The organism is Streptomyces roseolus, assembly GCF_014649855.1.
GTDB classification, from domain to species: Bacteria; Actinomycetota; Actinomycetes; order Streptomycetales; family Streptomycetaceae; genus Streptomyces; species Streptomyces roseolus.
In genome coordinates, this window is sequence record NZ_BMTV01000033.1 from 14,872 (window position 1) to 39,366 (window position 24,495).

Below are 24,495 nucleotides of genomic sequence, written 5' to 3' on the forward strand. Positions count from 1 at the left end.
TGTCCGGGGGCTGTCCGACGTCGTCGGCGGATCGTGGCCGCGTCTTCTGCGGAGTTCCGCCGCGGTCGGCCGCTCCGTGTCCCTCGCCCGCTCGGCCGGGCGGCCCGTGGGCCGGACGGTCAGCGTACGGGCAGGCGGTGCAGGACGACTTCGCCGAGTGCCCCGTCCGCCACCACGCACGTCATGAACGTGCGGTGGGGCTGTCGTCTGCGGTCCGTCGGCGACCCCGGGTTGAGGAGGCGCGGTCCGCCGGGCGCCTCCGAGTCCCAGGGGATGTGACTGTGGCCGAAGACCAGGACGTCGAGGTCCGGGTAGAGCGCGGCGCAGCGCGCCTCCCGGCCACGAGCCGGCCCCGTCTCGTGGACGACGCCGAACCTCAGGCCGCCCAGCTCGACGCGGGCCACCTCCGGCAGCCGCGTGCGCAGTTCCGCGCCGTCGTTGTTGCCGAACACGCCGATCAGGCGCCGTGCGCGTCCTTCCAGGAGGTCCAGGGTCGCCACGTCGACCCAGTCCCCGGCGTGGAGGACGACGTCGGCCCGGTCCGTCTCGCGCAGCAGCTCGTCGGGGAGCCGCCTGGCGCGAAGGGGCACGTGGGTGTCCGAGACCAGCAGCAGCCGTACGGGACGGCCCACCGCCCGGGACGGGTCGTCGTCGCTCAAGGCCCGAACCCCTCTTCCGGCTCGATCGCCGCCCGGCCGCCCGGCCGACCGGTGGGCTTCCACGAGGGCCCCCGGCGCCGAGGCCCCGCGTCAGTCCCCGGCCGAGCCCTCGGACCCGGCGTCGTCGTCCTCCGTCCGCTCGCCCTCCGCCTGGGACGGCGTCGTACGCGGTGCGTCGGAGGATTCCGGCTTCGGCGGTACGCCGGTCGTCCCCGGCTCCCGTTCGCCCTCGGCCTGGGACGGTGTCTGCTCGCTCATGGTCGGTCCTCCGTGTCGGTCCCGCGGTGCCGGCGGGCCCCGGTGGCCCGCCGACCCCACGGGTACCCAGCTCGCTTCTCCCCATTCCCGGCGACGACGGCGAAGGGTCACCAGTGGTCCGAGCGGCCGGTCAGCGGGCGCTCGGGTGGTGGGCACGGCCGGCCGCCGGCCGCCGTCCCCGCCGCCGCAGCATGAGGACGCCGAGGCCGGCCCCCACGGCCATCAGCACCAGCCCGCGCGCCCAGACGCCGGCCTCGATCTGCGTCGCCAGGACGACGCACGACAGGGCGCCGAGCACGGGCACGACCGTGGGGGCGCGGAAGTGGTCGGCGGGGGCGGACCGATCGCGCCGCAGGACCAGGGCCGCGGTGTTCACGGTGAAGAAGACGACCAGAAGGAGCAGCACCAGGGTGCCCGCCAGCACGTCGACCTCGCCGGTCGCGGCGAGCAGCGCGGACACGACGGTCGTCGCGGCGATCGCGGCCCAGGGGGTGCGCCGGTTCGGGAGGACGCGGGTGAGGAACGCGGGGAGGAGGCCCTCCCTGGCCATCCCGTACGCCAGCCGGGAACTCATGATCCCGGTCAGGAGGGCCCCGTTGGCCACCGCGACCAGCGCGATGAACGCGAACAGCCGCGGCGGTACCGCTCCGGCGGCCCGGACCACTTCCAGCAGGGGGCCGTCGGAGGTGGCGAGGGTGGCGGTGGGCACGGCGGCGGAGGCCGCCGCGCCGACGGCGGCGTACATGAGCCCCGCGGTGGCGAGCGCGCCGAACAGGGCCCGCGGGTAGGAGCGGGCCGGGTCCAGGGTCTCCTCGGCGACGTTCACGGACGTCTCGAAGCCCACGAACGAGTAGTAGGCGAGTACCGCTCCCGCGAGCACGGCCGCCGTGGGCGACGCGGATTCCGTCCCGAGCCGCGTCAGTCTGCCCACGTCGCCGTCGCCCCGGAGGACGATCCACGCGCCGAGTCCCACGACGAGCAGCAGCCCGCCCGTCTCGACCAGGGTGGCGAGGGTGTTCAGCCGGGTGGACTCGCGGATGCCGCGCGCGTTCAGCAGCGCCAGCAGGACGAGGAAGACCACGGCGACGAGCAGCACCGGCACGGACACGAGGGCGGCGAGGTAGTCTCCGGCGAAACCCCGGGCGAGCGCCGCGACCGACACGATGCCCGCGGCCAGCATGCAGTAACCGGCGAAGAACCCCACGGCGGGTCCGTAGGCGCGCGTGGCGTAGTGGGAGGCGCCGCCGGCTCTCGGGTACTTCGTCGCCAGTTCGGCGTACGAGGCGGCGGTCAGGAGCGCCAGGAGCAGCGCGCACGTGAGCGGCACCCACACGGCGCCGCCCGACTCGGCGGCCACCTCCCCGATCAGTACGTACACCCCCGCGCCGAGGACGTCACCGAGGATGAAGAAGTACAGCAGGCGCGTGGTGAGGACCTGGCGGAGCGGCTGGTGCGCGTCGGCGTCTCCGGAGCGGGAAGGCATGGGATCTCGTCTGTTCTGTCGTACGGGGCGGGGGCGTCCGTCGTCCCCCTCGGGACACGGATCTCTTCACCCCGCACACCGGACGCAAACGGGGCCTTCCGCAGGGAGGGGGCGCCGCGTCGGCCGGCGCCGGGCCGGTGCGGGCGGGGGCGTACGGCGCGGCGGCGCTGTTTCGGTCGTGGGCGAGTAGCGTACGGAGGGACGGTTCCGTACCGTGCGGGCGCCGGAAGGGGGCTCACCGTGGCCGGTCTGAGACTGGGTCCGCTCCTGCGGCACGTGGACTGGGAGTCGGGCACGAGGGCGACGGTGTGGGTCGAGACCGACCGGGCGTGCACCGCGGAGGTCCGGTGCCCGGGCGGCGCCGGCGGCTCGGCACCCACGTTCCGCGTCGCCGGCCACCACTACGCGCTGGTGGTCGTGACCGGCCTCGCCCCGGGAACCGTCACCGCGTACGAGGTGCTGCTCGACGGCGAGCGGGTGTGGCCCCTCGCGGACTCGTCCCAGCCGGCCGGCACCATCCGCACGCCCGCCGTCCCGGCGACGGACGTGGTCGTCGCCTTCGGGTCGTGCCGATGGGCGGCGCCTGCCGCGGGCAAGTCGGATCCGGTGGGTCCCGACGTCCTCGACACCCTGTCCGCCCGGCTCGCCGCCGACCCGGACGCCGAGCGTCCGGACGTCCTCGTCCTCCTGGGCGACCAGGTGTACGCGGACGAGACGTCCGCCGACACCCGCGCCTGGATCGCCCGGCACCGGCGGACCACGGGCACCGGCTCCGCCGCCCCGCCGGACCAGGTCGCCGACTACGAGGAGTACACCCGCCTCTATGACGAGTCCTGGGGCGATCCCGAGCTGCGCTGGCTGCTCTCGACCGTGCCCAGCTGCATGATCTTCGACGACCACGACGTCATCGACGACTGGAACACCAGTGCCGCCTGGGTGGCGGACATGCGGGCGACGGCGTGGTGGCACGAGCGGATCATCGGCGGGCTGATGTCGTACTGGGTCTACCAGCACCTCGGGAACCTCTCCCCCGACGAACTCGCCGAGGACGAGCTGTACGCGGCGGTGCTGGCGGCCGGCGACGGCACGGAGGTGCTGCGCGCGTTCGCCGAGCGCGCCGACGCCGACCCGGTGACGGTGCGCTGGAGCTACCGCAAGGACTTCGGCCGCACCCGGCTCCTGATGGTCGACACCCGGGCCGCGCGGGTGCTGGAGGAACGGCGCCGGGCGATGCTGGACGCCGAGGAGGCGGCCTGGCTGCGGGCGCAGGCGCTCGACGGCCTCGGCGGCGTCGACCACCTGCTGGTCGGGACCTCGCTGCCGTGGCTGCTGCCGCCGATGGTCCACTTCGCGGAGGGCTGGCACGCGGCGCTGTGCCGGGGCGACCACGGGCCGCGCTGGGCGCGGTTCGGCGAGTGGCTGCGTCGGCGGGCGGACCTGGAGCACTGGGCGGCGTTCGCCTCGTCGTTCGAGAGGCTGACGGAGACGGTCGCCGAGGTGGGGCGGGCCGACGCCGCCCCGGCGACGGTGTGCGTGCTCTCCGGGGACGTGCACCACGCGTACGTGGCGGAGCCCTTCTGGACCTCCGGGCGGCAGCCGCGCTCGCGCGTCTTCCAGTTCACCTGCTCTCCGCTGCACAACTCGGTGCCTGCGGCGATACGGGTCGCGTTCCGGTTCGGCTGGAGCCGGTTCGCCAAGGGGATCGGGCATCTCCTCGCCCGCCACGGACGGGTCGCGCGGCCGGCGGTGCGGTGGGAGCGCACCGGCGGGCCGTGGTTCGGCAACCAGTTGATGACGCTGACCCTGCGGGGGCGCACGGCGCGGCTGCGGCTGGAGAGGGCCTCGGCCGGAGCGAGGCGGGGGCGCCGTGGGACCGACCGCGCGGGGGCGCGGCTGACCGGCGTCCTCGACCGGAGTCTGACGGACGCGGGCTGACGCTCGGGGAACGCGCCCCGCCGGGGCGAGGTGACGCCCTGGCGGGCGGTGCTCCGCCGACGCGCGGAGGCGGCGCGCTCGGGGCCCTTTCCGGCCCGCGTGCCGTTCGGGTCACCGGGCGGCCGAGGGGTTGGGCTCCAGTCGGTAGTCGGGGCAGTCGCGGTTCTGGCAGGCGCCGGGGCCCGCGACGGGTACGAACACGCCGAGGGTCTTGTGCCGGTGGAGCTTCATCGGCACGGATCGCTGACAGGTCGGGCAGACGTAGGGGTCGCCCTTGCGCTTCTTCTTGACCATTTCTTTACGATATGCCCCTATTCGCCCCTAGGGAAGTCGTGGAGCCCCGCGGACGTGGCCGTGACAGGGGGCCGTGACAGTCACGGGTCCCTGTCCAGGGTTTCCGACTCCGACTCCGGGGTCGGCTCGGGGGACTCGGAGGCGGCCTCCCGCTCCCCCGGCTCCGAGGGCTCCCCCGGCCCCGAGGGCTCCCCCGGCTCCGAGGGCTCCCCCGGCTCCGGGGGAGGAGGCCTCCTGAGACTGAGCGCGACGGAACCGGCGAGAACGACGACGATCACCGCCAGGCTGACCGGCGAGGGGATCTCCGGCACGGCGGGGCTGATCATCTTGTGGGAGGCCTGGAGGATGAGCTTGACGGCGATGAAGGCGAGGATGATCGCCAGGCCCTTGCCGAGGTAGTGGAAGCGGTCCAGCAACCCGGCGAGCATGAAGTACAGGGCCCTCAGGCCGAGGATGGCGAACGCGTTGCTGGTGTACACGATGAAGGCGTCGTCGCTGACCGCGAGGACGGCCGGAACGCTGTCGACCGCGAAGATCAGGTCGGCCGCCTCGATCGCGGCCACCACCGCCAGGAGCGGGGTGGCCACGCGTTTGCCGGCTTCCTTGACGAAGAACTTCGCGCCGGCGTAGTCGTCCCGGACCGGGATCACCTTGCGGAGCATCCGCACGGCGAGGCTCTTGCCCGGGTCGAAGCTCTCCTCCTCGTCCTTGAGGAGCTTGTAGGCGCTGTAGAAGAGCACCGCCGCGAAGGCGAACAGCACGGCGGTGAAGCGGCTGACGACGGCCACTCCGAGGGAGAGGAAGATCCCCCGGAAGACGAGCGCGCCGATGACGCCGAAGAACAGCACCCGGTGCTGGTAGGCCCGAGGCACCTTGAAATAGGCGAAGATCACCGCGAAGACGAACAGGTTGTCGACCGACAGGCTCTTCTCCAGCAGCCAGGCCGTCGTGTACTCGGTGCCCGCGGTCGTCCCCAGGACGAGGAAGACGACCGCGCCGAAGACGAGCGCGAGGCCCACCCACAGACCGCTCCACGCGGCGGCCTCCCTGAAACCGATCACGTGCGCGGTGCGGTGGGCGAGCAGGTCGACCGCGAGGGACACCACCACCGTCGCGGCGAACGCCACCCACAGCCATATCGGGACCTCGAGCATGCCGGCACACTCCCCTCGGCCATCGCGCCGGGCGCGTCGTCCTCTCTCCTACGAGTGTGGTGCACGGCGGCCGACGCCGCTTCCGCCGACGACGGAGGAGGAAGCGGAGGCGAAGGCAGGGGCCGGTCCGGCCGTTGCGGGCCCCGGGGCCGGCGCCCCGTCGCGAGAAGGCCTCTAGCGGGACGGCCCCCCGGCCTCAGGACGTTCGAGGAGCGCCATCAGGGCGCGGGCCGCGGGGCTGGTGGCCTGCGGGGGCGGCAGCAGCGCCACCGTCTCGTAGACGGTCTCGCCCACGCCCTTCACGGGCAGGGCCCGCAGGGTCTCGCGCTTCTGCCGGAAGTGCCGCGGGACGGCCGCCACGCCCAGGTTCTCGTCGACGAGGTCGAGCAGGCTGTGGACGTCGTTGACCTCCAGGGCCACCGTGCGCCGTACGCCCGCGGCGGCGAAGGCGGCGTCGGTGGCCCGGCGCGGGCCCCAGTCGGGGTGGAAGTCGACGAAGACCTCCGCGGCGAGGTCGTCGGGCAGGAGGGCCGCTCCGGCCGTCGCGAGCGGGTGCGCGGGGTGGCACAGCAGGGTCATCGGCTCGGTGGCCAGCGGCACCGAGCGCAGCCGGTCGGAGTCGGCGCGCGTGCGGTAGGCGAAGGCCAGGTCGAGACGCCCGCCGGAGACCTCCTCGGCCAGGTCGAGGGAGCCGGACTGGCGCAGCCGGATCTCCACGTCCGGGTGGAGCCGGCGGAACGCGGCCAGCAGCCCCGCCGCGTACACGCCGGCGACGCACTGCTCGGTGCCCAGCGCCAGCGTTCCGCGCAGCACCCCCTGCACGGCCGCCACCGCTTCGCGCGCGGTCCGCACCTGCGCGAGGATCCGCTCGGCCTCGCGCAGCAGCGCCCGGCCCGCCTCCGTCAGGGTCACCTGGCGGGTGGTGCGCACGAACAAGGGGGCCCGCAGCTCCCGCTCCAGCGCCCGGACGGACGCGGACAGGCCCGACTGGGACACCATCAGCCGTTCGGCCGCCCGGGTGAAGTGCCGTTCCTCGGCCACGGCGACGAAGTGCTGGAGGTGGCGCAGTTCCATGATTGAGAAGCGTATCCGCTGAATCCCATCGGATTCGCCTGTTGGACCGATGCTCCCGGTCGGGTGCAGATTGGACCCGTCCGGCCCCGCCGGCGGCGGCCGGCACCCCTCGACCTCCTGGAGCCGTGTTGTACACCCCGCACCCCGACCGATACGCCCACATGCCCTACCGCCGTGCCGGGAACAGCGGCCTCAAGCTGCCCGCGCTGTCATTGGGCCTGTGGCACAACTTCGGCCCCGACCGCACGGACGAGAGCAGGCGCGCCATCCTGCGCCGTGCCTTCGACCTCGGGATCACCCACTTCGACCTGGCGAACAACTACGGCCCGCCGCCCGGCGCCGCCGAGTCCGCCCTGGGCGCCCTCCTCGGCACGGACTTCGCGGCCCACCGCGACGAGCTGGTCGTCTCCACCAAGGCCGGCTACCTGATGTGGCCGGGCCCGTACGGCGAATGGGGGTCGCGCAAGTACCTGCTGTCGTCACTGGACCAGAGCCTGACCCGCCTGGGCCTGGACCACGTCGACGTCTTCTACTCCCACCGCTTCGACCCGGAAACCCCGCTGGAAGAGACGATGGGCGCCCTGCACTCCGCGGTCCAGCAGGGCAAGGCGCTCTACGTCGGCGTCTCCAACTACTCGGCCGACCAGACCCGCGAGGCCGCCCGCATCCTCGGCGAACTGGGCACGCCGCTGCTCATCCACCAACCGCGCTACTCGATGCTCGACCGGCGCCCGGAGACCGAGGGCCTGCTGGACGCGCTCGACGAGCTCCGGGTCGGATCCATCGCCTACTCCCCGCTGGAGCAGGGCCTGCTCACCGGGCGCTACCTGAACGGCGTCCCCGACGACTCTCGGGCCGCGAGCGACAGCCCGTTCCTGGAGCGGGAGGCCGTCACCGAGGACCGGGTGGCCCGGCTGCGCGCCCTGAACGCGCTCGCCGAGGAGCGTGGCCAGAGCCTGGCGCAACTCGCCCTGGCCTGGGTGCTGCGCGCGGGCCGCGTGACCTCGGCCCTGATCGGTGCCAGCAGCACCCGCCAGCTCGACGACAGCGTGGCGGCCATCGGGAACCTCGACTTCGACGCGGAGGAACTGGCCCGCATCGACGCCATGGTCGGCCCGTGAACCAGGGGGCGACCCCGCGCTGACGGGAACCGAACGGCCTGCCGCTCCCTCCTCTCCTGTGAACAGAACGCCTCGGCAAGGCCGTTCACAGGAAAGGGGGTGCCGTGGACGTGATCCGGTCGGTGATCGCGATCCTGTTCGGGTCCTACGTGGCGTGGGCCGTTCTCAGCGAGGCGGTGGAGCACCTGCGCGGGCGTTCCCGTCTGATCGGCACGACGGCCCTGGTCGTGGAGCGGGCGGACGCCTCGTCGCGCCCCGGGACGGTGCGGCGTTCGACGGTCTTCCGTGTCACCACCGAGGACGGCCGGACGTTCGACGTCGTCAGCTCCGCGGTCACCTTCCCCGGCCCCAGGGTCGGCTCCCGGATACCGGTGCGCTACGCCCCCGAACAGCCCTGGAAGGCCGAGCGCACGGGAGTGATCGCCTTCAAGCTCTGGATGACGCCCCCGGTCGCCGCGTTGGGGGCCTTCCTCGTGGTCGAGGGTGTGCGGGGTCTGCTCTGAACCGGTCCTCGGGCCCTCGGGGAAGGCCCACGCCCTCTCGCACGGGGCCCACGGGCTCCACCGCGACGCGACCGAAGGCTTTCCGCGACGGCCCGTCGACGAGCGGCCTCGTCCAGCGGGCCTCCGGACCTTCCGGCTCCGGTGCCGGAGGCGGGGCCGCCGCCGTCGTCCCGGGGCGCGTGTCCGCGCCGGTCACGGTGAAGCGTCGCGTGCGGCGAGCACGAAGGCGTGTCCGGCCGGATCCATGAAGCGGCGCACGTCGGTACGCCGGTCCGTCCGGCTGCCGTTGTGTTCGGCGGTCACCGGGTGGGCGCCCAGGGAGACCGCTTCGCGTTCGGCCTCGTCGAGCGCTTCCGGAGCGACGAGGATCCACAGGTGGGACTGCTGGGAGTCCTCCGGCCGGGGCCAGCTCGGTGGCGCGTGGCCGGGGTCCCGGTGGATGCCGAGGACGACTCCGTCCGCGCCGGAGATCAGCAGCGGGTCGTGGTCGGCGCCGCTCGGTTCGACGGTGCCGTCGAGCAAGGCGGCGTAGAAGCGGGCGAGGGGCTCGGGATCGGTGCTGTCGAGGACCAGGACGCTCTTCTTGTGAACGGTCACGCACTCCGTGTGCCCGCTCGCGTCCCTCGCAGACACGGGGCCGACGGGCTTCCCCCCGGCCGCCCCGCGCCCTCCCCCGCCCCGGCGAAGGGGCCCTGGTGAGCACGGCGGCGGACGGCTCCCGGCGGGCCGTGTCCCCTCAGGCGAGCCGGACCCGGACCCGCTGCGGCGCGCCGGCGGCTCGGTCCAGGCCGGTGAAGGTGAGCTTCAGGGCCGAGCCGGTGGTGGTCGCGGCGGTCACGGTGGGCGGCTTGGAGATCACGGACGAGACCCGCTTGTTCCAGGTGATCCGCAGGGAGGCCGCCCGGCGGGCCGGGTCGGACACCACGACGGTCGCCGTGCCGTCACGGTGTTCGCGGACGAGGACGGACGCGGGCGCGTCGGCGGAGAGCCCCCCGACGGTGCCCGCGGCCCAGAAGTTGACGGCGGCGAGGCCGAGGCGGGGCACGCGGACGCCCTGCTGCGCGCCGGTGTTGGCGAGGAGGTGCAGCCACCCCCTGTCGGCGGCTCGCGAGGCCGTCGTGCGGAGGCTCGCGCCGGGCATCAGCACGTACGCGTAGTCGGCGTCCGTCGGATCGGTGCCGTGGTCCGTGAAGAGGGTGAGGTAGCGGCGGGTGAGCGGGTCGGCTGGCCCCCCGGCGTTGATGTCCCGCCAGGCAGCGGTGCGTTCCTCGCGTACGGTGCCGAGCCTCAGGCCCTGGGGGAAGACGTAGCCGGCGTGACCGGCGATGTGCGCCCAGCCGGCGTTCTCGAGGGTGCGCCGCTCGCCCTGCCCGTCGGGCTGCACCCGGCCGTCGACGGTGAGCGCCGGAGCCTCCGACGCCTTCAGGGCGCGGTTGTCCACCGTGGTCTCCACGGTGTGGCCGTCGGTGGAGGAGATGCCGGCGCCCAGGCAGACGACGGAGTCGTCCAGCCAGAACCACGACTTCTTCGCGTTCATCGTGGAGGACAGGCCCACGAGATGCTGCCCGGTGGCACCGAACTCGCCGTCGGTCGTGCCGCCCACCCAGGCCGCGTCCGGCACGGGCTGGCCCCAGTTGCCGCCCTCGCCGTCGGCGAGCGGCTTGCGGGAGGCCGTGATGCCGGGGAGGCGGTACGGGTCGACCGTCGGCCAGTACGCGTCCGAGTACTGCTCCAGGCCGAAGTCGTCGCCCCACCAGGAGAGCCAGCCGGCGCCGGTGTGGTAGCCGCGCGCGTGCTCGCCGTTGCCGTACTCGTAGTGGGCGACGCGCTTCGAGGCCATGGAGACCGAGGCGCACCACCCGCGGCGGCGATGGGTGGCCCGGTCCATGTGGTGGAACAGCCGGTGCTGGACCGGTTCGGGCGCCGGTACGGCCGAGGTGTCGTCCAGCAGGGACTGCAGCAGGGCGGCGCGCGCCAGGCTCAGCTTGGGGTTGCTCAGCGGCGGGGCGTGGTAGTCGCGCCGCATCCAGCCCTTGACCATGGCGCGCCAGCGGGCGTTCTCGGCCTCGCTCGCGCCCTGGCCGATGAGCACGATGGTGGCGAGCAGCGCGTGTGCCCTGGTGTGGTCGGAGGTGCCGGCGCGGCTGATGCCGCGGGAGGAGACGTTGTCCATGATCAGTCCGTTGTGGACGAACGGCGCGATGGCGTGGTCGACGGTGTCCAGGAAGAGCTGTGCGTCCGGGGAGGCCACCGGCCACGGCGACGTGCGCAGCAGCGCCATGAGGCGTCCGACGCCGTCGTGGAGGACGGAGCCGTATCCGCCGATGTAGGGGACGTTGCGGTGCTGGATGAACGAGCCGTCGGCGTAGAAGCCGTCGCCGCCGGTCACGTACGGGAACACGGGGTCGAGGGCGGCGACCGCGCGGGCGATCCGGCCGCCGTCCTCGCCCACGATCGCACGCAGGATCACGCTGCGGCACAGGTCGACGCGGTTGGCGCCGGTGGAGGTGCCGGTGTACGCGTCGAAGACCGAGTCGGGTACGAAGTGGTCGACGGCCCGGCAGTACGCGGCGATCTGCTCCGCCGTCAGGTGGCCGTGGACGAGGACGCAGGTGTCCATCAGCGCCTGCGGGGCCCCGATCTGCCAGTTCCACCAGTTGCCGTAGCGGACGGTCGTCTCGTTGTAGACCTGCGCGTGGAGGTGGTCGAGGCCGTCGAGGACCGCCCGCAGGGCGGCGGGGTCGCCGGTGAGCCCGGTGCCGGGCTGGGCCCAGGCCTGGGCGAGGGTGGCGAGCCGGTTGTAGCTGTCGTTCATCTTCGCGGAGAAGGCGTACGACTCCGCGTCGGTGTCCGGCTCCGGGTCCCGCCACACCGCGTCGGGCCACAGCGATCCGTCGGCGGGGGCCATGGTGGACAGGTGCGCCCGGGCGGTCCTGCCGAGGTCGGCGAGGAGGCTCTTGAAGGGCTCGGCGGTGGGGCTGAAGCCGGTACCGAGGAGGAGCTCGCGCCACTTGGAGCGCAGGGCGGCGAACTCCTGGGGGCCGGCGACCGCGGCGGCGGCCGGGGTCGCCGCCGCGGCGGCGCCGAGGCCGGCGCCGAGGCCCAGGGCGGTGCCGGCGGTCATCTGGAGGAGGGCGCGGCGGCGCAAGGATGGGGACATGGCGGACCAGCCTTCGCGGGGAGTCGTGGCGGGGGGTTCGGGCGTGGGGACGGTGCCTGTACGGCAGCCTGTGCAAGCGCTTTCTCCTCGTCAAGGGACGAGGGCGACTCGGGCAGTATTCGGTCAGTCGGAGGGCACGCGGCAGCCGGCGCCCGAGTCGTGGGGACGGGTGGGCGGACGGGCGCTACCGCCGGCGTCCTTCGGGCACGTCGTGGCGCGCGGGTGCCCGACCGGCTCCGCAGGAGTCCCGGACCACCAGCCGCGGCAGCCACTCGACCGCGGAGTGCGCGGCGTCGGGGTCCTCCAGGCGGCGCACCAGCAACCGGACCGCCGCCTCGCCGACGGCGAAGGTCGCCGGGCTCACGGAGGTCAGCGGCACGTCCGCGAGCGCGGCCGTCTCGTCGTTGTGGCACACGAGCGCGAAGTCCTCCGGGACGCGCACGCCGTGGGCGCGGAGCCGGTGCAGGAGGTCGACCGCGTCGATGTCGGTGTGGACGAGCGCGGCGCGGACCTCCCCGGTGCCGATGAGTTCCAGCAGGCGGCCCCCGCCGATGTCGTCGGGGTGGCCGCCGGGGCCGGCCGGATCGGGTGAGAGGTCGTCGTCGGGAAGACCGAGCGCCCGGACCGCCGAGAGGTAGCCCTCCCGTACCGCCGGCCTGGTGTGGGTGTGCCGGGCCAGCAGCGCGACGCGCCGGTGCCCGAGCTGCACCAGGTGCCGCACGGCGAGCGCCGCTCCGCCGGCGTGGTCCGACACCACGCGGTCCAGGTGGGAGCCGGGCACGCCGAGGGGGATCCGCCGCTCGACGAGCACGGCGGGGACCGGAGGTTCGGCGAACGGCGCCGCCTCCGCCTCGTCGGGGCCGTCGACCGCCCAGCTCGGCGCGAGCAGCAGGCCGTCGACGCCGGCGTCGAGCAGCGTGGCGACGTGCTGATGGTCCCGTGCCGAGGTGTAGCCGGTGACGCCGACGAGCAGGCGGACCCCCGAGTCGGCGGCGGCCCGGCGGGCTCCCTGGATGACCGACCGGAAGTAGTAGTCGGAGACGGGCACGACCATGCCCAGGAGGAGGCCGCCCGGCGCGTTCGGCGGGGTACGGCGGGCAAGACGGGCGTCGCGGGCGTTGAGCGGCGCGGTCGGCCAGGTGACGGTGCCGTGCAGCCGCCGCACGCGTCCCACCGCGGCCAGCGCGGCCACGTCGCGTCGGGCGGTCTCCACCGAGACCCCGAGAGCGGCGGCGAGTTCACCGACGCGCACGCTCCCCCGCTCGCGGACGAGCCGCAGGATCCTGCCGTGCCGCTCCTCCACGCTCTCTCGCAACGGTGCCGCCTCCTCGTTCCGGCCGGTGGGTCGCGGGCGCAGCCTAACGCCGGAGAGCGGGAAGGAGATCGGACGGAGCCGCTTCCGGTTCCCCGTCCCGCCTGGGGCGCGTCACCGCCGCCGTGCCCGCCGATACGCGAAGGGGGGTGGGGCGGTGACGCGTTCCGCCCCGGGACGGCGCGCCCCTCATCGGCGTTTCGCTCACGCGCTCGGCGGTGTCGTGCGCAGGCCTTCGAGGAGGGCGGCGAGGTAGCGGTGTGCGGCGTCGACCCGCTCGGCGGGGGTGCCGCCGTGGACGCTCACGGCGTGGGCGATGCCGCACATGAGCGGGACCAGGTCGGTGGCGGCGAGGTCGGGGCGGACCGCTCCGGCGTCGCGGGCCCGGGCGAGGAGGGTGGCTCCGGCCGTCGCCACTGCCTGCTTGAGTTCCGTGGTGCGCGGTACGGCGTCCGTGGCCGCGGCGGCGACGGGGGGCAGGGCGGCGTCGGTGACCTGTGCCTCGACGGTGCGGAAGAGGAAGCCGGTCAGACCGTGCCAGGGGTCGGCGTCGGTCAGCGCCCGCCGGCCGTGGGCGGCCAGGGCCTCCAGGCACGGGGCGGCGACGGTCTCCAGCAGCGCCTCGGGCGTGGCGAAGTGACGGTAGACGGTGCCGACCCCGAGCCCGGCCCGGCGTGCGACGTCGTTGAGCTGCAACGGTGTGCCCTCGTCGACCAGTTCGCGGGCGACGGAGACGATCCGCTGCCAGTTGCGGGCCGCGTCCTTGCGTAGGGGCGTCGTCATGGGGCCATGCTAATCGGATGGTTCATCCGGATGGTTCCGCCGTTCGCCCGGCACCCGTGGTGCCGGGCCGCGCGGGCGGCGCTCAGGCGGGGGCGATCGGCGCGTGCCGTTCGCTGAGCCGGCGTACGGCCGCGGCGACACGGGGGTCGGCCGCCGCCCGGTGCGGGGCGACCGGGCGCGCCCGGGCGCCGATGACGATGCCGGTTCGGCCCGACAGCGTCTCGTCGGTGGCGGCCACGACGGAGGGCCTGGCCGCCGCGGACGCCGGACCCGAGGTCGAGCGCTCGAAGGTGCGGCGCACCAGGGGCCACAGCAGGCGCAGGGCGGGCGAGACGATCTTCGGGTCGGTCATGGTGCCGTTGGTCATGTCGGTCGCGGCCCCTCCGGGATCGGCGGCGAAGACCGAGACGCCGGTGCCGTCCATCCGGTCCGCCAGGTCCAGGGTGTAGGCGAGGTTGGCGAGCTTGGCGCGACCGTACCAGTGGAAGCCGTAGTAGCCGCCCGGCGGCTCGACGGTGTCGAACACGCGCTTGGCCACGGTGACCGCGCCCGACGTCACGTTCACGATCCTGCTCGGCGCGCCGGCCGTGAGCGTGGGCAGCAGCAGTTCGGTCAGGAGGTAGGGCGAGAGGTGGTTGAGGACGAACGACGCCTCGACGCCGCCCCGGGTCCGGTGCTCGGCGAACATCGCCCCGACGTTGTTGACCAGCACCGTCAGCGGCTCTCCGGAGGCGGCGTGGTCGGCCGCGATCGTCCGGGCGAGCGCACGCACCTGGTCGAGCGAGGCGAGGTCCGCGGGCAGGAACCGGGCGGGGTGCGCCGGGCCCGTCGCGTCGATCCGTTCGACGGCCCCGGCCCCCCGCCCGGGGTCGCGCCCGACCACCGTGACCGCGAACCCGGCGGCGGCCAGCCCCAGCGCCGTCTCCAGGCCGATGCCCGCGGTCCCGGCCGTGACCACTGCCGTCCTCTTCATACGCCCCTCCACCCGCCCGTGACCCCATCGAACCGGATGGACCATCCGCTTCAGTCCGGACGGTAGCACACATCCGGATGATCTATCCGTTTGAGGCTTGGGCAGCACGGGAGGCCGGCCCGCGCCGGGAGCCAGGCGGAGGCCGGGAACCCGTACGGCGTCGGCGGCTTCCCCGCGAGCGCCGGGAGTACGGGCCGGGACGTCCGGCCGCCGTCGGGTCGCCGCAGACCTCGCGCACCCGCTCGCACCGAGGCGGTGGGCCTCGTCCTCGGCGCGGGGACCGCTGTGCCCGGGAGCCGCTGACCGGTCTCGGCGGCGGTCCGCCGCTTTCCGGGCGCCGTCGGCGCGGCGGCGGCCTCCGCCCCGCAGGGCGGGCCGTCACCCACATGCCCGGGGGACGGACGCCGAGGGTCCCCCGCGCCGACGGGCGCGCCGGCTACGGCTGGTCGGTGAACTGCGGGTCCGTCCGCTGGCTGTAGATCTTCTTCCCCGCCGCGTCGTAGGCGTGGACGTAGGGGGACGGACCGACGTAGGAGGGGCCGGGAGGTGCGTCAGGGGTCAGAGCCGCGGCGTAGGCGAACGCCCCGTCGGCCATCACCGCCGGGTACTCCTTCTCCTGGTCCCCGTAGCTGATGGTGATCCTGGCGACGTCGGCGGTGTAGTGCCCGGCTCCGGTCATGAGGTACTGGCCCTTGCCGGCGACCTCACCCAGCGAGTCGAAGTACTCGACGAACCGGCCGGTCCCCCACAGGCGGTCGTTGATGAACGTCGGCGGGAAGTTCTGGCTGCTGCCCTTGTCGCCCTTCGAGTGGCACTGCACGTACCTGCCGGAGGAGTCGACGGCGACGACCAGGCCGTCGCGTGCGGGCGAAGCGAGGGGGGCCCGTGCCGCGACGACCGCCCGGTACCGGGGGGCGTCCGCGCCCAGGCATGTCGCCAGGATCTTGGTCACCGTGGGCGTGTCCATGGGCGTCGTCCGCGTGCTGGTGAGGGTGAAGGTGCCGGGGGCGGACTGCTCGCCGGCCGTGGGCCGGGACCGGTCGGCGCCCTTCGTGGGCTGCGGGTCCGGCGCGTCGGCGGCGCGGGGCGGGTTCCCGGCAGCGCTTCCGAGGGGCGGCCGGGCGTCCGCTCCCGTGCCGAGGACGGCGACGGCCGCGGCGCCCACCGCCGCCACGCCCGCGGCGGCGCCCGCCGGCACCAGCCAGCCGCGCCGCAGGGGTGCGCGGCGCTCCGGGGCCTCCTGGCCGTCCTGTGTGCCGATCTTCATCAGGAGCTCCTCTCGCATCCGCCGGTGGTCCGGCAGATCACGGTCAGAAGGAGCCGCGGGAATGCCCTGGTCGTCGTTCATCGTGCGACTTCCTCCGAGGGGACGGGACGGGTGGAACCGAACGACGCCGTCGCCGCGCCCGTGTCGACCAGGTCGGCGCCCAGTCTGCGGCGCGCCCGGTGCAGGCGGGACTTCACCGTTCCGACCGCGATGCCCAGGGCGACGGCGGCCGCCTGGTGATCCAGACCGGACCACACGCACAGCTCGACGACGTCGCGCTCATGACGTGGCAGCCGGGCCAGAGCACGGTGGATCCGCGACATGCGGCTCTCGTCGTCGACCCGGGCGGCGACCCGGTCCGCGTGATCGCGTACCGGCTCGTCGTGGGAGACGAGTCGGCGGAAGAGGGCCTCGGCCCGTCTCAGCCTCCGGCGGGCGTTCGCCAACAGGCCGTCGGCGACGCCCAGCAGCCACGGCAGGGCCGAATCGCGGTCCAGCACGACCTCCGACCGCCGCCGCCAGGCGTGCAGGAAGACCGTCGACGTGAGGTCCTCGGCCTCCGCCCAGTCGGCGGTTCGGCGGAAGAGGTGGTTGTAGACGGCCTTCGCGTGACGGTCGAAGATCCGGCCGAACGCCTCCCGGTCGCCGCCGACGGCCGCCGCCCACAACTCCCGGTCGGACATCTCCTCGGCCGATGCGGCGGGACCGACGTCGTTCAGTTCCATGTCCTCTTCGTGTCCGGCACCCGCCCCAGGGTTCCCGCGCGAGCCGAAATCACCGCGGGACCACGTCCGACCAGGCCGGCAGCAGGCTGCCCCCGTGGAACCTCAGGAGATCAGGAAAGGGGCACGTTCACGTGTACGCCGTCCTTCAGGGCGCGTCATCGAGGGCGATGTCGAGCGCGTGCCGGGTGCCGGTGACGTCGAGGAGGAGGGCGACCTGGCCGGTGAGGGGGCCCATGAGGACGTGCCGCTGCGGGCGGCGCCGGGCGTCGGTCAGCTCGTGCACGAGCGCGGAGTCGCCGAACCTCACACCCGCCAGGTCCAGCAGCACCAGCTCGATCTGCGGGGTGCGCACCGCGTCGAGGGCTTCGCGCAGGCAGGGGACGGTCTCGGCGTCGAAGTCGCCGCTCAGCAGCAGGAGGGCCGTGGTGGGACGGCCGCACGAGGTGTAGCGGACGAGGGCGTCGCCGCGGGTCGGGCGCCAGGCGGGTGCGCCGTCGACAAGGTGCAGACGGGTGCGGGTTGCGTCGTTCTGGGGTCGGTCGGGTATCACGGGGATGCGCCTCGATCCGTGAGCAGAGCCCTCCGGCAGAGTGCTCCCGCTGACCTCCGCGGGATCCCAGGCGTCGAAGCCCGGTTTCGAGACGACATCGCCGCCGGCGGGAAGGTGGAACGCCGGCGGCAACCCGGATCGGTCCGGTATCCCCCACCATCCTCTTCCACCGGCCCGTACGCACGTCTCGCAGGTCAGAGCCGCGTGCGGGGCCGGACGACGGCCGTCGGCAGGTGTCCGGGGGCGGGAGGCGGGTGAGCTCCACCACGCGGAGGCGCGGCCGCCCTTGCCCGCCGGTCCGACGGAGGGCGGCCGTCAGCGCTCCACGCCGACGGCGCCGGAGAGCGTCTCCCGGATCTGCAGGACGTCGTCGACGCCGGTGATCGCGCACAGGCGCCGGACCGGCGCCGACGGTGCCGCGACGCGCAGCTTTCCCGTCCGGTGGACAAGGATCATCAGATTCAGGAAGGACGAGTCCGCGAAGGTGACCCCCGACGCGTCCAGGATCACCTTCGGATGCGTGTCGGTCGCGGTCTTCAGCGCATCGGCCAGCGGTCCGAGGGAGTGCAGGTCGTAGTCGCCGCGGGCCTCGACGACCTGCGCCCCGCGGTACTCGTACCGGAGGACCACGCCCTGCGGGCACGCCTCCTCCGCCTCTCCCCTGGAGGGCTCGTTGCCGGCCCCCCGCAGGAGTTCGATGGCGGCGGCATCATCCCAAGGCATACGGGGACTCCCTCCGGTGATCCCTCCACGAGAGGGAAATGAGACGCCGAATGCAGGAAATTTATGTCATGCATTCTCGTTCTGGCAAGTCGCGTCGCGTAAAATCCAGGACATGCTTGGAGTCCCTGAATCCCACACCGGATGGACGTTCATCACGAACCACGCCCGCGTACTGGCCGCCATCGCGGACAACCCGAACGCCCGCATCCGTGACATCGCCGCCCGCTGCCGCCTCACCGAGCGGGCCGTGTCGCGGATCATCGCCGACCTCGAACAGGACGGCTACCTCTCCCACACGCGAGAAGGACGGACGAACACCTACCGCATAGAGCCGGGCAAGGCGCTGCGCCACCCGGCGGAGGCCGGCCTCCCCCTGGCCTCCCTCCTCTCCCTGCTCGTGGAGAACGAGGCGGAGCGGGCCGGCCGGCAGCCGGCCGTCTCCCAGTGAGCCGAGCCGGAGCTTCGTCGGTGGCAGGCGGCGACCTTCTTGGCGCAGGACGTCTCCCGGGCCGCGCGGTCCGACACTCCTGACGGCGCGTCACCCGCCATCGGTGTCACCGTCGAGGACGCCCGCGGGCGCACCGGCGTCGCCGTGCGCCGTGGGCGCGTGACACCTCCACCGCGAAGGCCGACGAGCGCGGTGTGGGGGGTCTCCTGGTCCAGGGGGTTTTGTCCGAGGGCGCGTTCGTTCACGAGGGAGGGCCGGCCGTCCTTGTTCGACCGGTGCCGAGGCGCCGCGTGGACGACCGGCCCTTTCCGGGGGCTCTTCTAGGGGTGGGCGTGGCCGGGGGTCCGCCGGACGCCGATGACCGCGAGGACCGCGCCCGCCACGCAGAGGACGCCTGCGGTCAGGACGGCGGTGTGGACGCCGTTCATGAAGGCGTGGTGGCTGCCCTCGACGATCGCCGACCCGAGCTGCGCGGGTGCGTCGGCGGCGACGGGCGCGACGCCCATGGCCACCGCGTCCTCGGCCTCCAGCAGTGCGGTCGCCGCGGGGGCGGGGACGCCCGCCGAGGTGAGCTCGCCGGTGAGGGTGGTGCCGACCCGGCCGGCGATGAGGGAGACGAGGACGGAGGTGCCGAGGGCGCCGCCGATCTGGAGGGCCGTGGCCTGCAGCCCGCCGGCGACGCCGGCGTCCTTGACGGGGGCGTTGCCGACGATGGCGTCGGAGGAGGAGGCCATGACCATGCCGACGCCGAGGCCGAGGGCGATGAACGGCGGCCACATGAGGCCGTAGGCGCTGTGGGCGTCCCAGGTGAGCATGGCGAAGCACGCGACGGCCTGGAGGGCCATGCCGAGGGGCATGGTGAGGCGCGGGCCGTACTTGTCCGTGAGCGCGGCACCGAGCGGGGAGGCGACGACGGAGGCGAGGCTGAGGGGCAGGGTCCGGACGCCGGCCTCGACCGGGGTGAAGCCGCGCACGTTCTGCAGGTAGATCATGACGAAGAAGATCACGCCGAGCAGGACGAAGAAGTTCAGCGCGGTGATGACCGTGCCGATGGCCAGGGCCGGGTTGCGGAACAGGCGCATGGGCAGCAGCGGTGCGGCGATCCGGGTCTGCCACCAGCCGAAGAGCACCAGGAGCAGCAGGCCGGCGCCGATGGCACCGAGCGTGCCGGAGGAGGTCCACCCCCAGGTCTCGCCCTTGACCACGCCGAAGACGAGCGCGAGGAGGCCCGCGGCGAGCAGGACGACGCCCAGGACGTCGAACTTCTCCCGCGCGGCGTGCTCGTTCCGGCTCTGCGGCAGGACGGCCGCGCTGAAGAGGAGGGCGACGACGCCGATGGGTGCGTTGATGTAGAAGACGGACTCCCAGCTGACGTGCTGGACGAGGAAGCCGCCGACGATGGGGCCGAGGGCCGTGGAGACCGAGGAGACCATGGCCCAGATGCCGACGGCCATGCCGAACTTCTTCGGCGGGAAGACCGCGCGCAGCAGACCCAGGGTGTTGGGCATCAGCAGGGCGCCGAAGAAGCCCTGCACCGCCCGGAAGGCGATGACGCCCTCGATGGAACCGGCCAGGCCGATGGCGACCGAGGCGAGGGTGAAGCCCGCGACGCCCACCAGGTAGAAGGTGCGGCGGCCGAAGCGGTCACCGAGTTTGCCGCCGAGTATGAGCGCCGCGGCGAGGGCGAGCAGGTAGGAGTTCGTGACCCACTGCAGGTCGGAGGTGGACGCGTGGAGGTCCCGGCCGATCTCGGGGTTGGCGATCGAGACGACGGAGCCGTCGAGGCCGACCATGAACAGGCCGAAGGCGACGGCGACCAGGGTCAGCCACGGGCGGGAGCGGCGGTCGCTCGCCGTCGCGGCGGGCGGGGAGTGGGAGGGTTCGGCCAGGGTGCCGGCGGAGGGCATGCGTGGGTTCTTTCGTCGTGAGAAAACGCCGAGCCGGCGCACGGCGCCCTGGGGGCGGCCGGCTGCGACTGGCGGGGAGGAAGCGGCGCGAAGGGCCGCGGCACGCGCGTCGGGCACACGACGGTGTGCCCGATGCGCGTGCCGGACGGGAAGCGTTCAGCGCGCGGTGTGGAGGTGCTCGGCGAGTGACTGGAGGGACCCCAGGGCGGAGCCGAGCGCGTCGAGCTCGCCGTCGGTCATCGTCCGCAGGATCCGCGCGGCCCGGTCTCCCATGAGCCGCGTGACCTCGCCGACCCGCTGCCGTGCGGCGGGGGTGAGGTGCAGGTGGGCGATCCGCTTGTCGGCACCGTCCTGGCGGCGTTCGAGGAGTCCCCGCTCGGTGAGCTGCGTGACCAGCGCGCTGACGTTGTTCGGCTTCATCCGCACCGCTTCGGCGGCCTCACGGACCGTGGTGCCGCCGTGCGTCTCGACGTACCGCAGCAGGGTGAGCTGGGCGTCGGAGGGCCTGGGGTGCGGGTAGTGCTGGTCGACATGCCGTTCGAGGGCCCGGGCGAGCGCGGGCAGGCACGCCGCCAGGCCGAGGGCCAGGCGGTCGATGTCCTGTTCGGACGCGCTGTGCGGGGGCATGGCGCGATTTTAGATATGCATGAATACCTATGTCAAAAGATCCTTGCCGAGGTCGGGCGTCGGCGCGGTCGGGGACGAAGGGGCGACGGCCGTACGCGGGGCGCGCAGACGGGAGCGGAAGGCGGCCAGCAGGAGAAGGGTGAGGACCGCGATCGGCAGGGTTTCCACGGGCCCCAGGGCGGGGAACGCCGTCCCCGCCGCGTTGACCAGGACGAACGCGGCCGCCGCGGCGACCATGGCGCGCTGTGCCCGGGTCGTGGTCGGCAGCGCCAGGGCGAGAGAGCCCGCCGCGGTCGTCGCGGCCGCGGTCTTGAGGGCCGCGACGACGTACAGCGCCGTCACGGGTGCGCCGTCGATCGGAGCACCGAGGGCGGACTGGGCCGCGTAGGTCACGAGGAGCGCGTTCTCAACGGCGTCGAGACCTCCCGCGGTGAGGATCGCGCCAAGAGCGACGCCCCCGAGAACCGGCGCGCGGGTGAGGCGGACGGCCCCGACGAACAGGGCGATGTAGCCGAGGACGAAGAGGAAGTCGAAGGCCGTCCAGAGCATCACCGCATGCGGCTCGCGCGTGAGGGGCAGCAGGAATTCGGCCGTGGGCAGGGGCAGGTCCGTGGGCTGGAGGTGGACGCCCGGGTGGGTGAGGGAGAGCACCTGGAAGGCGAGGGCGCAGCCGAGCGTCAGCGCTGCGCCGACGAGTCCGGCGCGGTCGTGGGCCCGGGTGTCGGCCTCGGTGTCGACGCGGACGTCGGGCCGGGTGCCGGGCCGGCCGTCGACGCGGATACGAGTGCCCGGTTCTGCCGTGCTCATGAGTGCGGATCCTTCGTCGCAGGGCGGCGCGAGTGCCGCGGCAGCGATGGCGCGGGGTCGTCGAGGATCGTCGTGATGTCACCGCTGTGCGTCTCGATCCGACTGACGGCGAGCGTCAGCCGGTCACGCAGGGCCCTCATCCGGTCGATCTGTTCGTCGACTTCGGCGATGCGCCGGCGAAGCACGCGTTCGGTGGTGCCCACGGGGCAGTCGGTGGTGTCCTCGCACGCGTCGAGGAGCTCCTTGATCTCGTCCAGGCGCAGACCGAGCCGCTGCCCCACCCGGACGAACGTGAGGCGCTCCAAGGCCTCCGGGGGGTAGCGGCGGTGGTCTCCGCTGGTCCTGACGGGCGGGGCCAGCAGACCCATGCGCTCGTAGTGGCGCAGGGCGTCGACCGTGAGTCCGGCGGATCGGGCCAGAGAACCGCTGCTCAGCAAGATCGGTTCGGTCCGTTGCGTGATGGGCATGGGCAGAGGCTAGAACCTGGTGTGGGGTCCGGGTTCAAGCCCGCCGCGCATGATCCGCGCCACTTCCGGGCCGCCTCCCCCGCTCGTGCTGCCACCGGGGAATTCCCGCACCGCCAGAACGAGCCCGAACGGCCCCTGAGCACCTGGTTCTCGAAGTCCGGTGCGGCCGCCGCAAGGAAATCCGGGAAACGAATTCGTGGTTGAACTCCTCTACACAGAGCGGGCTTTACGCCTTAGCCTCGGCACTGCCCCAAGTTACTTGCCAGTTAAGCAATCTGTGATGGGTGCCCTCGGGCCCGGAGGCCGACATGAGTTCCACGCAGTCCCTTCTCAGCAGCCGCCCGCACTCCGTGGCGCACCTGTTCCTGTCACGGGTCGAGGCCACGCCCGACCGGGAGGCATACCGGTATCCCGCGGCCGTCGACGGCGGCGGCGAGGCATGGCGTTCGCTGACGTGGGCGCAGGCGGCGCGGCGGGTGAAGGCGATCGCGGCCGGGCTGCTCGCCCTGGGACTGCGGAGCCAGGAGCGGGTGGCGATCTCCTCGTCGACGCGCATCGAGTGGATCCTCGCCGACATGGGCGTCATGTGCGCGGGTGCGGCGGCGACGGCCGTCTACCCCAGCACCGACGGCGAGGAGACGGCGTACATCCTGGCCGACTCCGGCAGCCGCGCGGTCTTCGTGGAGAACGCCGAGCAGCTGGCCAAGGTCGCCGCGCACAAGAGCGGGCTGGCGGACCTCCGGTACGCGGTCCTCATCGACCCCGCACCGGATGCGGCCGCGGTCGAGGGACTGGAGGTGCTCACCCTCGCCGAGCTGGAGCGGCGCGGCACCGAGTACCTCGCGAAGCACCCCGACGCCGTCGAGACGACGGTCCGGGGCATAGGCCCGGAACAGCTCGCCACGCTGATCTACACCTCCGGCACGACCGGCCGCCCGAAGGGCGTGCGGCTCGTGCACGACTGCTGGTCGTACCAGGGCGTCGCCCAGGAGTCGACGGGCCTCGTCCTCCCCGACGACGTGCAGTTCCTGTGGCTGCCGCTGTCCCACGTCTTCGGCAAGGCCCTGATCGCCGGCCAGGTGCGGTCCGGGCACGTCATGGCCGTGGACGGCCGGGTCGACCGCATCATCACGAACCTGCCGGTCGTCCGGCCCACCATCATGGCGTCCGCGCCGCGGGTCTTCGAGAAGGTCTACAACGGCATCGCCGCCCGGGCCCGCGCCGAGGGCGGAGCCAAGTACAAGATCTTCCAGTGGGCGGCGAAGGTGGCCCGCGACTACGCCAGGACCGGCCAGGAGCAGAGGGCCGCCACCGGCCGGCGTGCCGTCCCGCTGTCCCTGACCCTCCAGCACGCCCTTGCCGACAAGCTGGTCTACGGCAAGATCCGCGCGGCCTTCGGCGGCCGACTGCGCGGCAGCGCGTCGGGCAGCGCCGCGCTCGCCCCCGACATCGGCTACTTCTTCGCCGGTGCCGGCGTCCCCGTGCTGGAGGGCTACGGCCTCACGGAGACGAGCGCGGCCTGCACCGTCAACCCCGCCGACGACAGCCGGGTGGGCACGGTCGGCAGGCCCCTGCCCGGGACGGAGGTCCGTATCGCCGAGGACGGCGAGATCCTTCTGCGCGGCCCGGGCATCATGCGCGGCTACCACAACCTCCCCGACAAGACCGCCGAAGTCCTGGAGAGCGACGGCTGGTTCCGTACGGGGGACATCGGGGAGATCGACGCGGACGGCTACGTCCGGATCACCGACCGCAAGAAGGACCTGTTCAAGACGTCCGGCGGCAAGTACGTGGCCCCGACCGAGATCGAAGGCCGTTTCAAGGCCATGTGTCCCTTCGCCGGCAACATCCTGGTCATCGGCAACGGCCGCAACTACTGCACCGCTCTGATCGCCCTCGACGAGAGCGTGATCATGCCCTGGGCCGACGCGAACGGCCTCGGCGGCCGTTCCTACGCCGAGGTCGTCGCCTCCCCGGAGGTCCACGCCCTCGTCGACGGCTTCGTCCAACGCCTCAACAGCGGCCTCCAGCGCTGGCAGACGATCAAGAAGTTCGCCGTCCTGCCCCGCGACCTCGACGTCGAGCACGGCGAGTTGACCCCGAGCCTGAAGGTCAAGCGCCCCGTCGTCGAACGCGAGTACGCCGACCTGGTGGAGGCCATGTACGAAGGCGCCCGCGAGGCGTGACACCCGTCCGGGTCCGGTGGGCGGCCCCGGACCGGACGGCCCTCGTTTCCCCGCATCGGCTCGGTCACCGGCTCGCGCG

The 24,495-nt window shown here is 73.4% G+C and carries 24 protein-coding genes; 5 read left to right on the forward strand and 19 right to left on the reverse strand.

Features of this window, described 5'->3' with window-relative positions; all coding sequences use genetic code 11:
• Positions 1-119: 119 nt before the first annotated feature.
• From IE245_RS30760 to IE245_RS30770, 3 genes are all read right to left on the reverse strand, one after another.
• On the reverse strand, positions 120-659 hold the full coding sequence (locus IE245_RS30760; protein WP_229851719.1) for a metallophosphoesterase family protein: 540 nt from the start codon (positions 657-659) through the stop codon (positions 120-122).
• A 90-nt stretch (positions 660-749) separates the two neighbouring features.
• Complete coding sequence (locus IE245_RS30765; protein WP_189953542.1) at positions 750-917, reverse strand: hypothetical protein; 168 nt, start codon at positions 915-917, stop codon at positions 750-752.
• 130 nt (positions 918-1,047) lie between these two features.
• The gene (locus tag IE245_RS30770; protein WP_189953544.1) at positions 1,048-2,400 is read right to left on the reverse strand and encodes an APC family permease; all 1,353 of its coding nucleotides are present in this window, start codon (positions 2,398-2,400) and stop codon (positions 1,048-1,050) included.
• Between the two features lie 240 nt (positions 2,401-2,640).
• On the opposite strand from IE245_RS30770, the gene IE245_RS30775 reads away from it, so the two are divergent.
• Positions 2,641-4,335 (forward strand): alkaline phosphatase D family protein, encoded by a 1,695-nt coding sequence (locus tag IE245_RS30775; protein ID WP_189953546.1) that lies wholly within the window; start codon positions 2,641-2,643, stop codon positions 4,333-4,335.
• A 111-nt stretch (positions 4,336-4,446) separates the two neighbouring features.
• On the opposite strand, the gene IE245_RS30780 is transcribed toward IE245_RS30775, so the two are convergent.
• The 3 genes from IE245_RS30780 to IE245_RS30790 all read right to left on the reverse strand — a co-directional run bounded on the left by IE245_RS30780 (position 4,447) and on the right by IE245_RS30790 (position 6,857).
• On the reverse strand, positions 4,447-4,629 hold the full coding sequence (locus IE245_RS30780; protein WP_189953549.1) for a hypothetical protein: 183 nt from the start codon (positions 4,627-4,629) through the stop codon (positions 4,447-4,449).
• An 80-nt stretch (positions 4,630-4,709) separates the two neighbouring features.
• Positions 4,710-5,783, reverse strand: coding sequence for a TerC family protein (locus IE245_RS30785; protein WP_189953551.1), 1,074 nt, complete (start codon positions 5,781-5,783; stop codon positions 4,710-4,712).
• 174 nt (positions 5,784-5,957) lie between these two features.
• Entirely contained in the window at positions 5,958-6,857 is a 900-nt protein-coding gene (locus IE245_RS30790) for a LysR family transcriptional regulator (protein WP_189953553.1), read from the reverse strand.
• Between the two features lie 128 nt (positions 6,858-6,985).
• On the opposite strand from IE245_RS30790, the gene mgrA reads away from it, so the two are divergent.
• Both mgrA and IE245_RS30800 read left to right on the forward strand, forming a co-directional pair.
• Complete coding sequence (gene mgrA / locus IE245_RS30795) at positions 6,986-7,978, forward strand: L-glyceraldehyde 3-phosphate reductase (RefSeq protein ID WP_308436640.1); 993 nt, start codon at positions 6,986-6,988, stop codon at positions 7,976-7,978.
• 104 nt (positions 7,979-8,082) lie between these two features.
• Positions 8,083-8,481, forward strand: coding sequence for a DUF3592 domain-containing protein (locus tag IE245_RS30800; RefSeq protein WP_189953557.1), 399 nt, complete (start codon positions 8,083-8,085; stop codon positions 8,479-8,481).
• 192 nt (positions 8,482-8,673) lie between these two features.
• Here the strand turns inward: IE245_RS30800 and IE245_RS30805 are convergent, their stop codons facing one another.
• The 9 genes from IE245_RS30805 to IE245_RS30845 all read right to left on the reverse strand — a co-directional run bounded on the left by IE245_RS30805 (position 8,674) and on the right by IE245_RS30845 (position 17,974).
• Positions 8,674-9,078, reverse strand: coding sequence for a VOC family protein (locus IE245_RS30805; protein ID WP_189953559.1), 405 nt, complete (start codon positions 9,076-9,078; stop codon positions 8,674-8,676).
• 139 nt (positions 9,079-9,217) lie between these two features.
• On the reverse strand, positions 9,218-11,641 hold the full coding sequence (locus IE245_RS30810) for a polysaccharide lyase 8 family protein (protein WP_189953561.1): 2,424 nt from the start codon (positions 11,639-11,641) through the stop codon (positions 9,218-9,220).
• A 184-nt stretch (positions 11,642-11,825) separates the two neighbouring features.
• Positions 11,826-12,956: a LacI family DNA-binding transcriptional regulator gene (locus IE245_RS30815; RefSeq protein ID WP_189953563.1), complete on the reverse strand. Its 1,131-nt coding sequence runs from the start codon at positions 12,954-12,956 to the stop codon at positions 11,826-11,828.
• A gap of 201 nt (positions 12,957-13,157) precedes the next feature.
• The gene (locus IE245_RS30820) at positions 13,158-13,736 is read right to left on the reverse strand and encodes a TetR/AcrR family transcriptional regulator (RefSeq protein ID WP_189953565.1); all 579 of its coding nucleotides are present in this window, start codon (positions 13,734-13,736) and stop codon (positions 13,158-13,160) included.
• Between the two features lie 82 nt (positions 13,737-13,818).
• The gene (locus IE245_RS30825; RefSeq protein WP_189953567.1) at positions 13,819-14,709 is read right to left on the reverse strand and encodes an SDR family NAD(P)-dependent oxidoreductase; all 891 of its coding nucleotides are present in this window, start codon (positions 14,707-14,709) and stop codon (positions 13,819-13,821) included.
• Positions 14,710-15,145: 436 nt separating this feature from the next.
• The gene (locus IE245_RS30830; RefSeq protein WP_189953569.1) at positions 15,146-15,976 is read right to left on the reverse strand and encodes a hypothetical protein; all 831 of its coding nucleotides are present in this window, start codon (positions 15,974-15,976) and stop codon (positions 15,146-15,148) included.
• Positions 15,977-16,053: 77 nt separating this feature from the next.
• Positions 16,054-16,701: an RNA polymerase sigma factor gene (locus IE245_RS30835; RefSeq protein ID WP_189953572.1), complete on the reverse strand. Its 648-nt coding sequence runs from the start codon at positions 16,699-16,701 to the stop codon at positions 16,054-16,056.
• Between the two features lie 145 nt (positions 16,702-16,846).
• On the reverse strand, positions 16,847-17,251 hold the full coding sequence (locus IE245_RS30840; protein WP_189953573.1) for an STAS domain-containing protein: 405 nt from the start codon (positions 17,249-17,251) through the stop codon (positions 16,847-16,849).
• A gap of 315 nt (positions 17,252-17,566) precedes the next feature.
• Positions 17,567-17,974 (reverse strand): STAS domain-containing protein, encoded by a 408-nt coding sequence (locus IE245_RS30845; RefSeq protein ID WP_189953575.1) that lies wholly within the window; start codon positions 17,972-17,974, stop codon positions 17,567-17,569.
• A 112-nt stretch (positions 17,975-18,086) separates the two neighbouring features.
• On the opposite strand from IE245_RS30845, the gene IE245_RS30850 reads away from it, so the two are divergent.
• Complete coding sequence (locus IE245_RS30850; protein WP_189953578.1) at positions 18,087-18,422, forward strand: helix-turn-helix transcriptional regulator; 336 nt, start codon at positions 18,087-18,089, stop codon at positions 18,420-18,422.
• 320 nt (positions 18,423-18,742) lie between these two features.
• Here IE245_RS30850 and IE245_RS30855 read toward each other — a convergent pair whose 3' ends face one another.
• From IE245_RS30855 to IE245_RS30870, 4 genes are all read right to left on the reverse strand, one after another.
• Positions 18,743-20,329: an MFS transporter gene (locus IE245_RS30855; RefSeq protein WP_189953580.1), complete on the reverse strand. Its 1,587-nt coding sequence runs from the start codon at positions 20,327-20,329 to the stop codon at positions 18,743-18,745.
• A 156-nt stretch (positions 20,330-20,485) separates the two neighbouring features.
• On the reverse strand, positions 20,486-20,956 hold the full coding sequence (locus IE245_RS30860) for a MarR family winged helix-turn-helix transcriptional regulator (RefSeq protein WP_189953582.1): 471 nt from the start codon (positions 20,954-20,956) through the stop codon (positions 20,486-20,488).
• A 27-nt stretch (positions 20,957-20,983) separates the two neighbouring features.
• On the reverse strand, positions 20,984-21,763 hold the full coding sequence (locus IE245_RS30865) for a hypothetical protein (protein WP_189953584.1): 780 nt from the start codon (positions 21,761-21,763) through the stop codon (positions 20,984-20,986).
• Positions 21,760-22,230 carry a MerR family DNA-binding protein gene (locus tag IE245_RS30870; RefSeq protein ID WP_189953586.1) on the reverse strand — a complete coding sequence of 157 codons (471 nt, stop codon included), beginning with the start codon at positions 22,228-22,230 and terminating at the stop codon, positions 21,760-21,762. The genes IE245_RS30865 and IE245_RS30870 overlap by 4 nt, the downstream gene beginning before the upstream one ends.
• 308 nt (positions 22,231-22,538) lie before the next feature.
• On the opposite strand from IE245_RS30870, the gene IE245_RS30875 reads away from it, so the two are divergent.
• Complete coding sequence (locus tag IE245_RS30875) at positions 22,539-24,416, forward strand: AMP-dependent synthetase/ligase (protein WP_189953588.1); 1,878 nt, start codon at positions 22,539-22,541, stop codon at positions 24,414-24,416.
• The last annotated feature ends 79 nt before the right edge of the window (positions 24,417-24,495 follow it).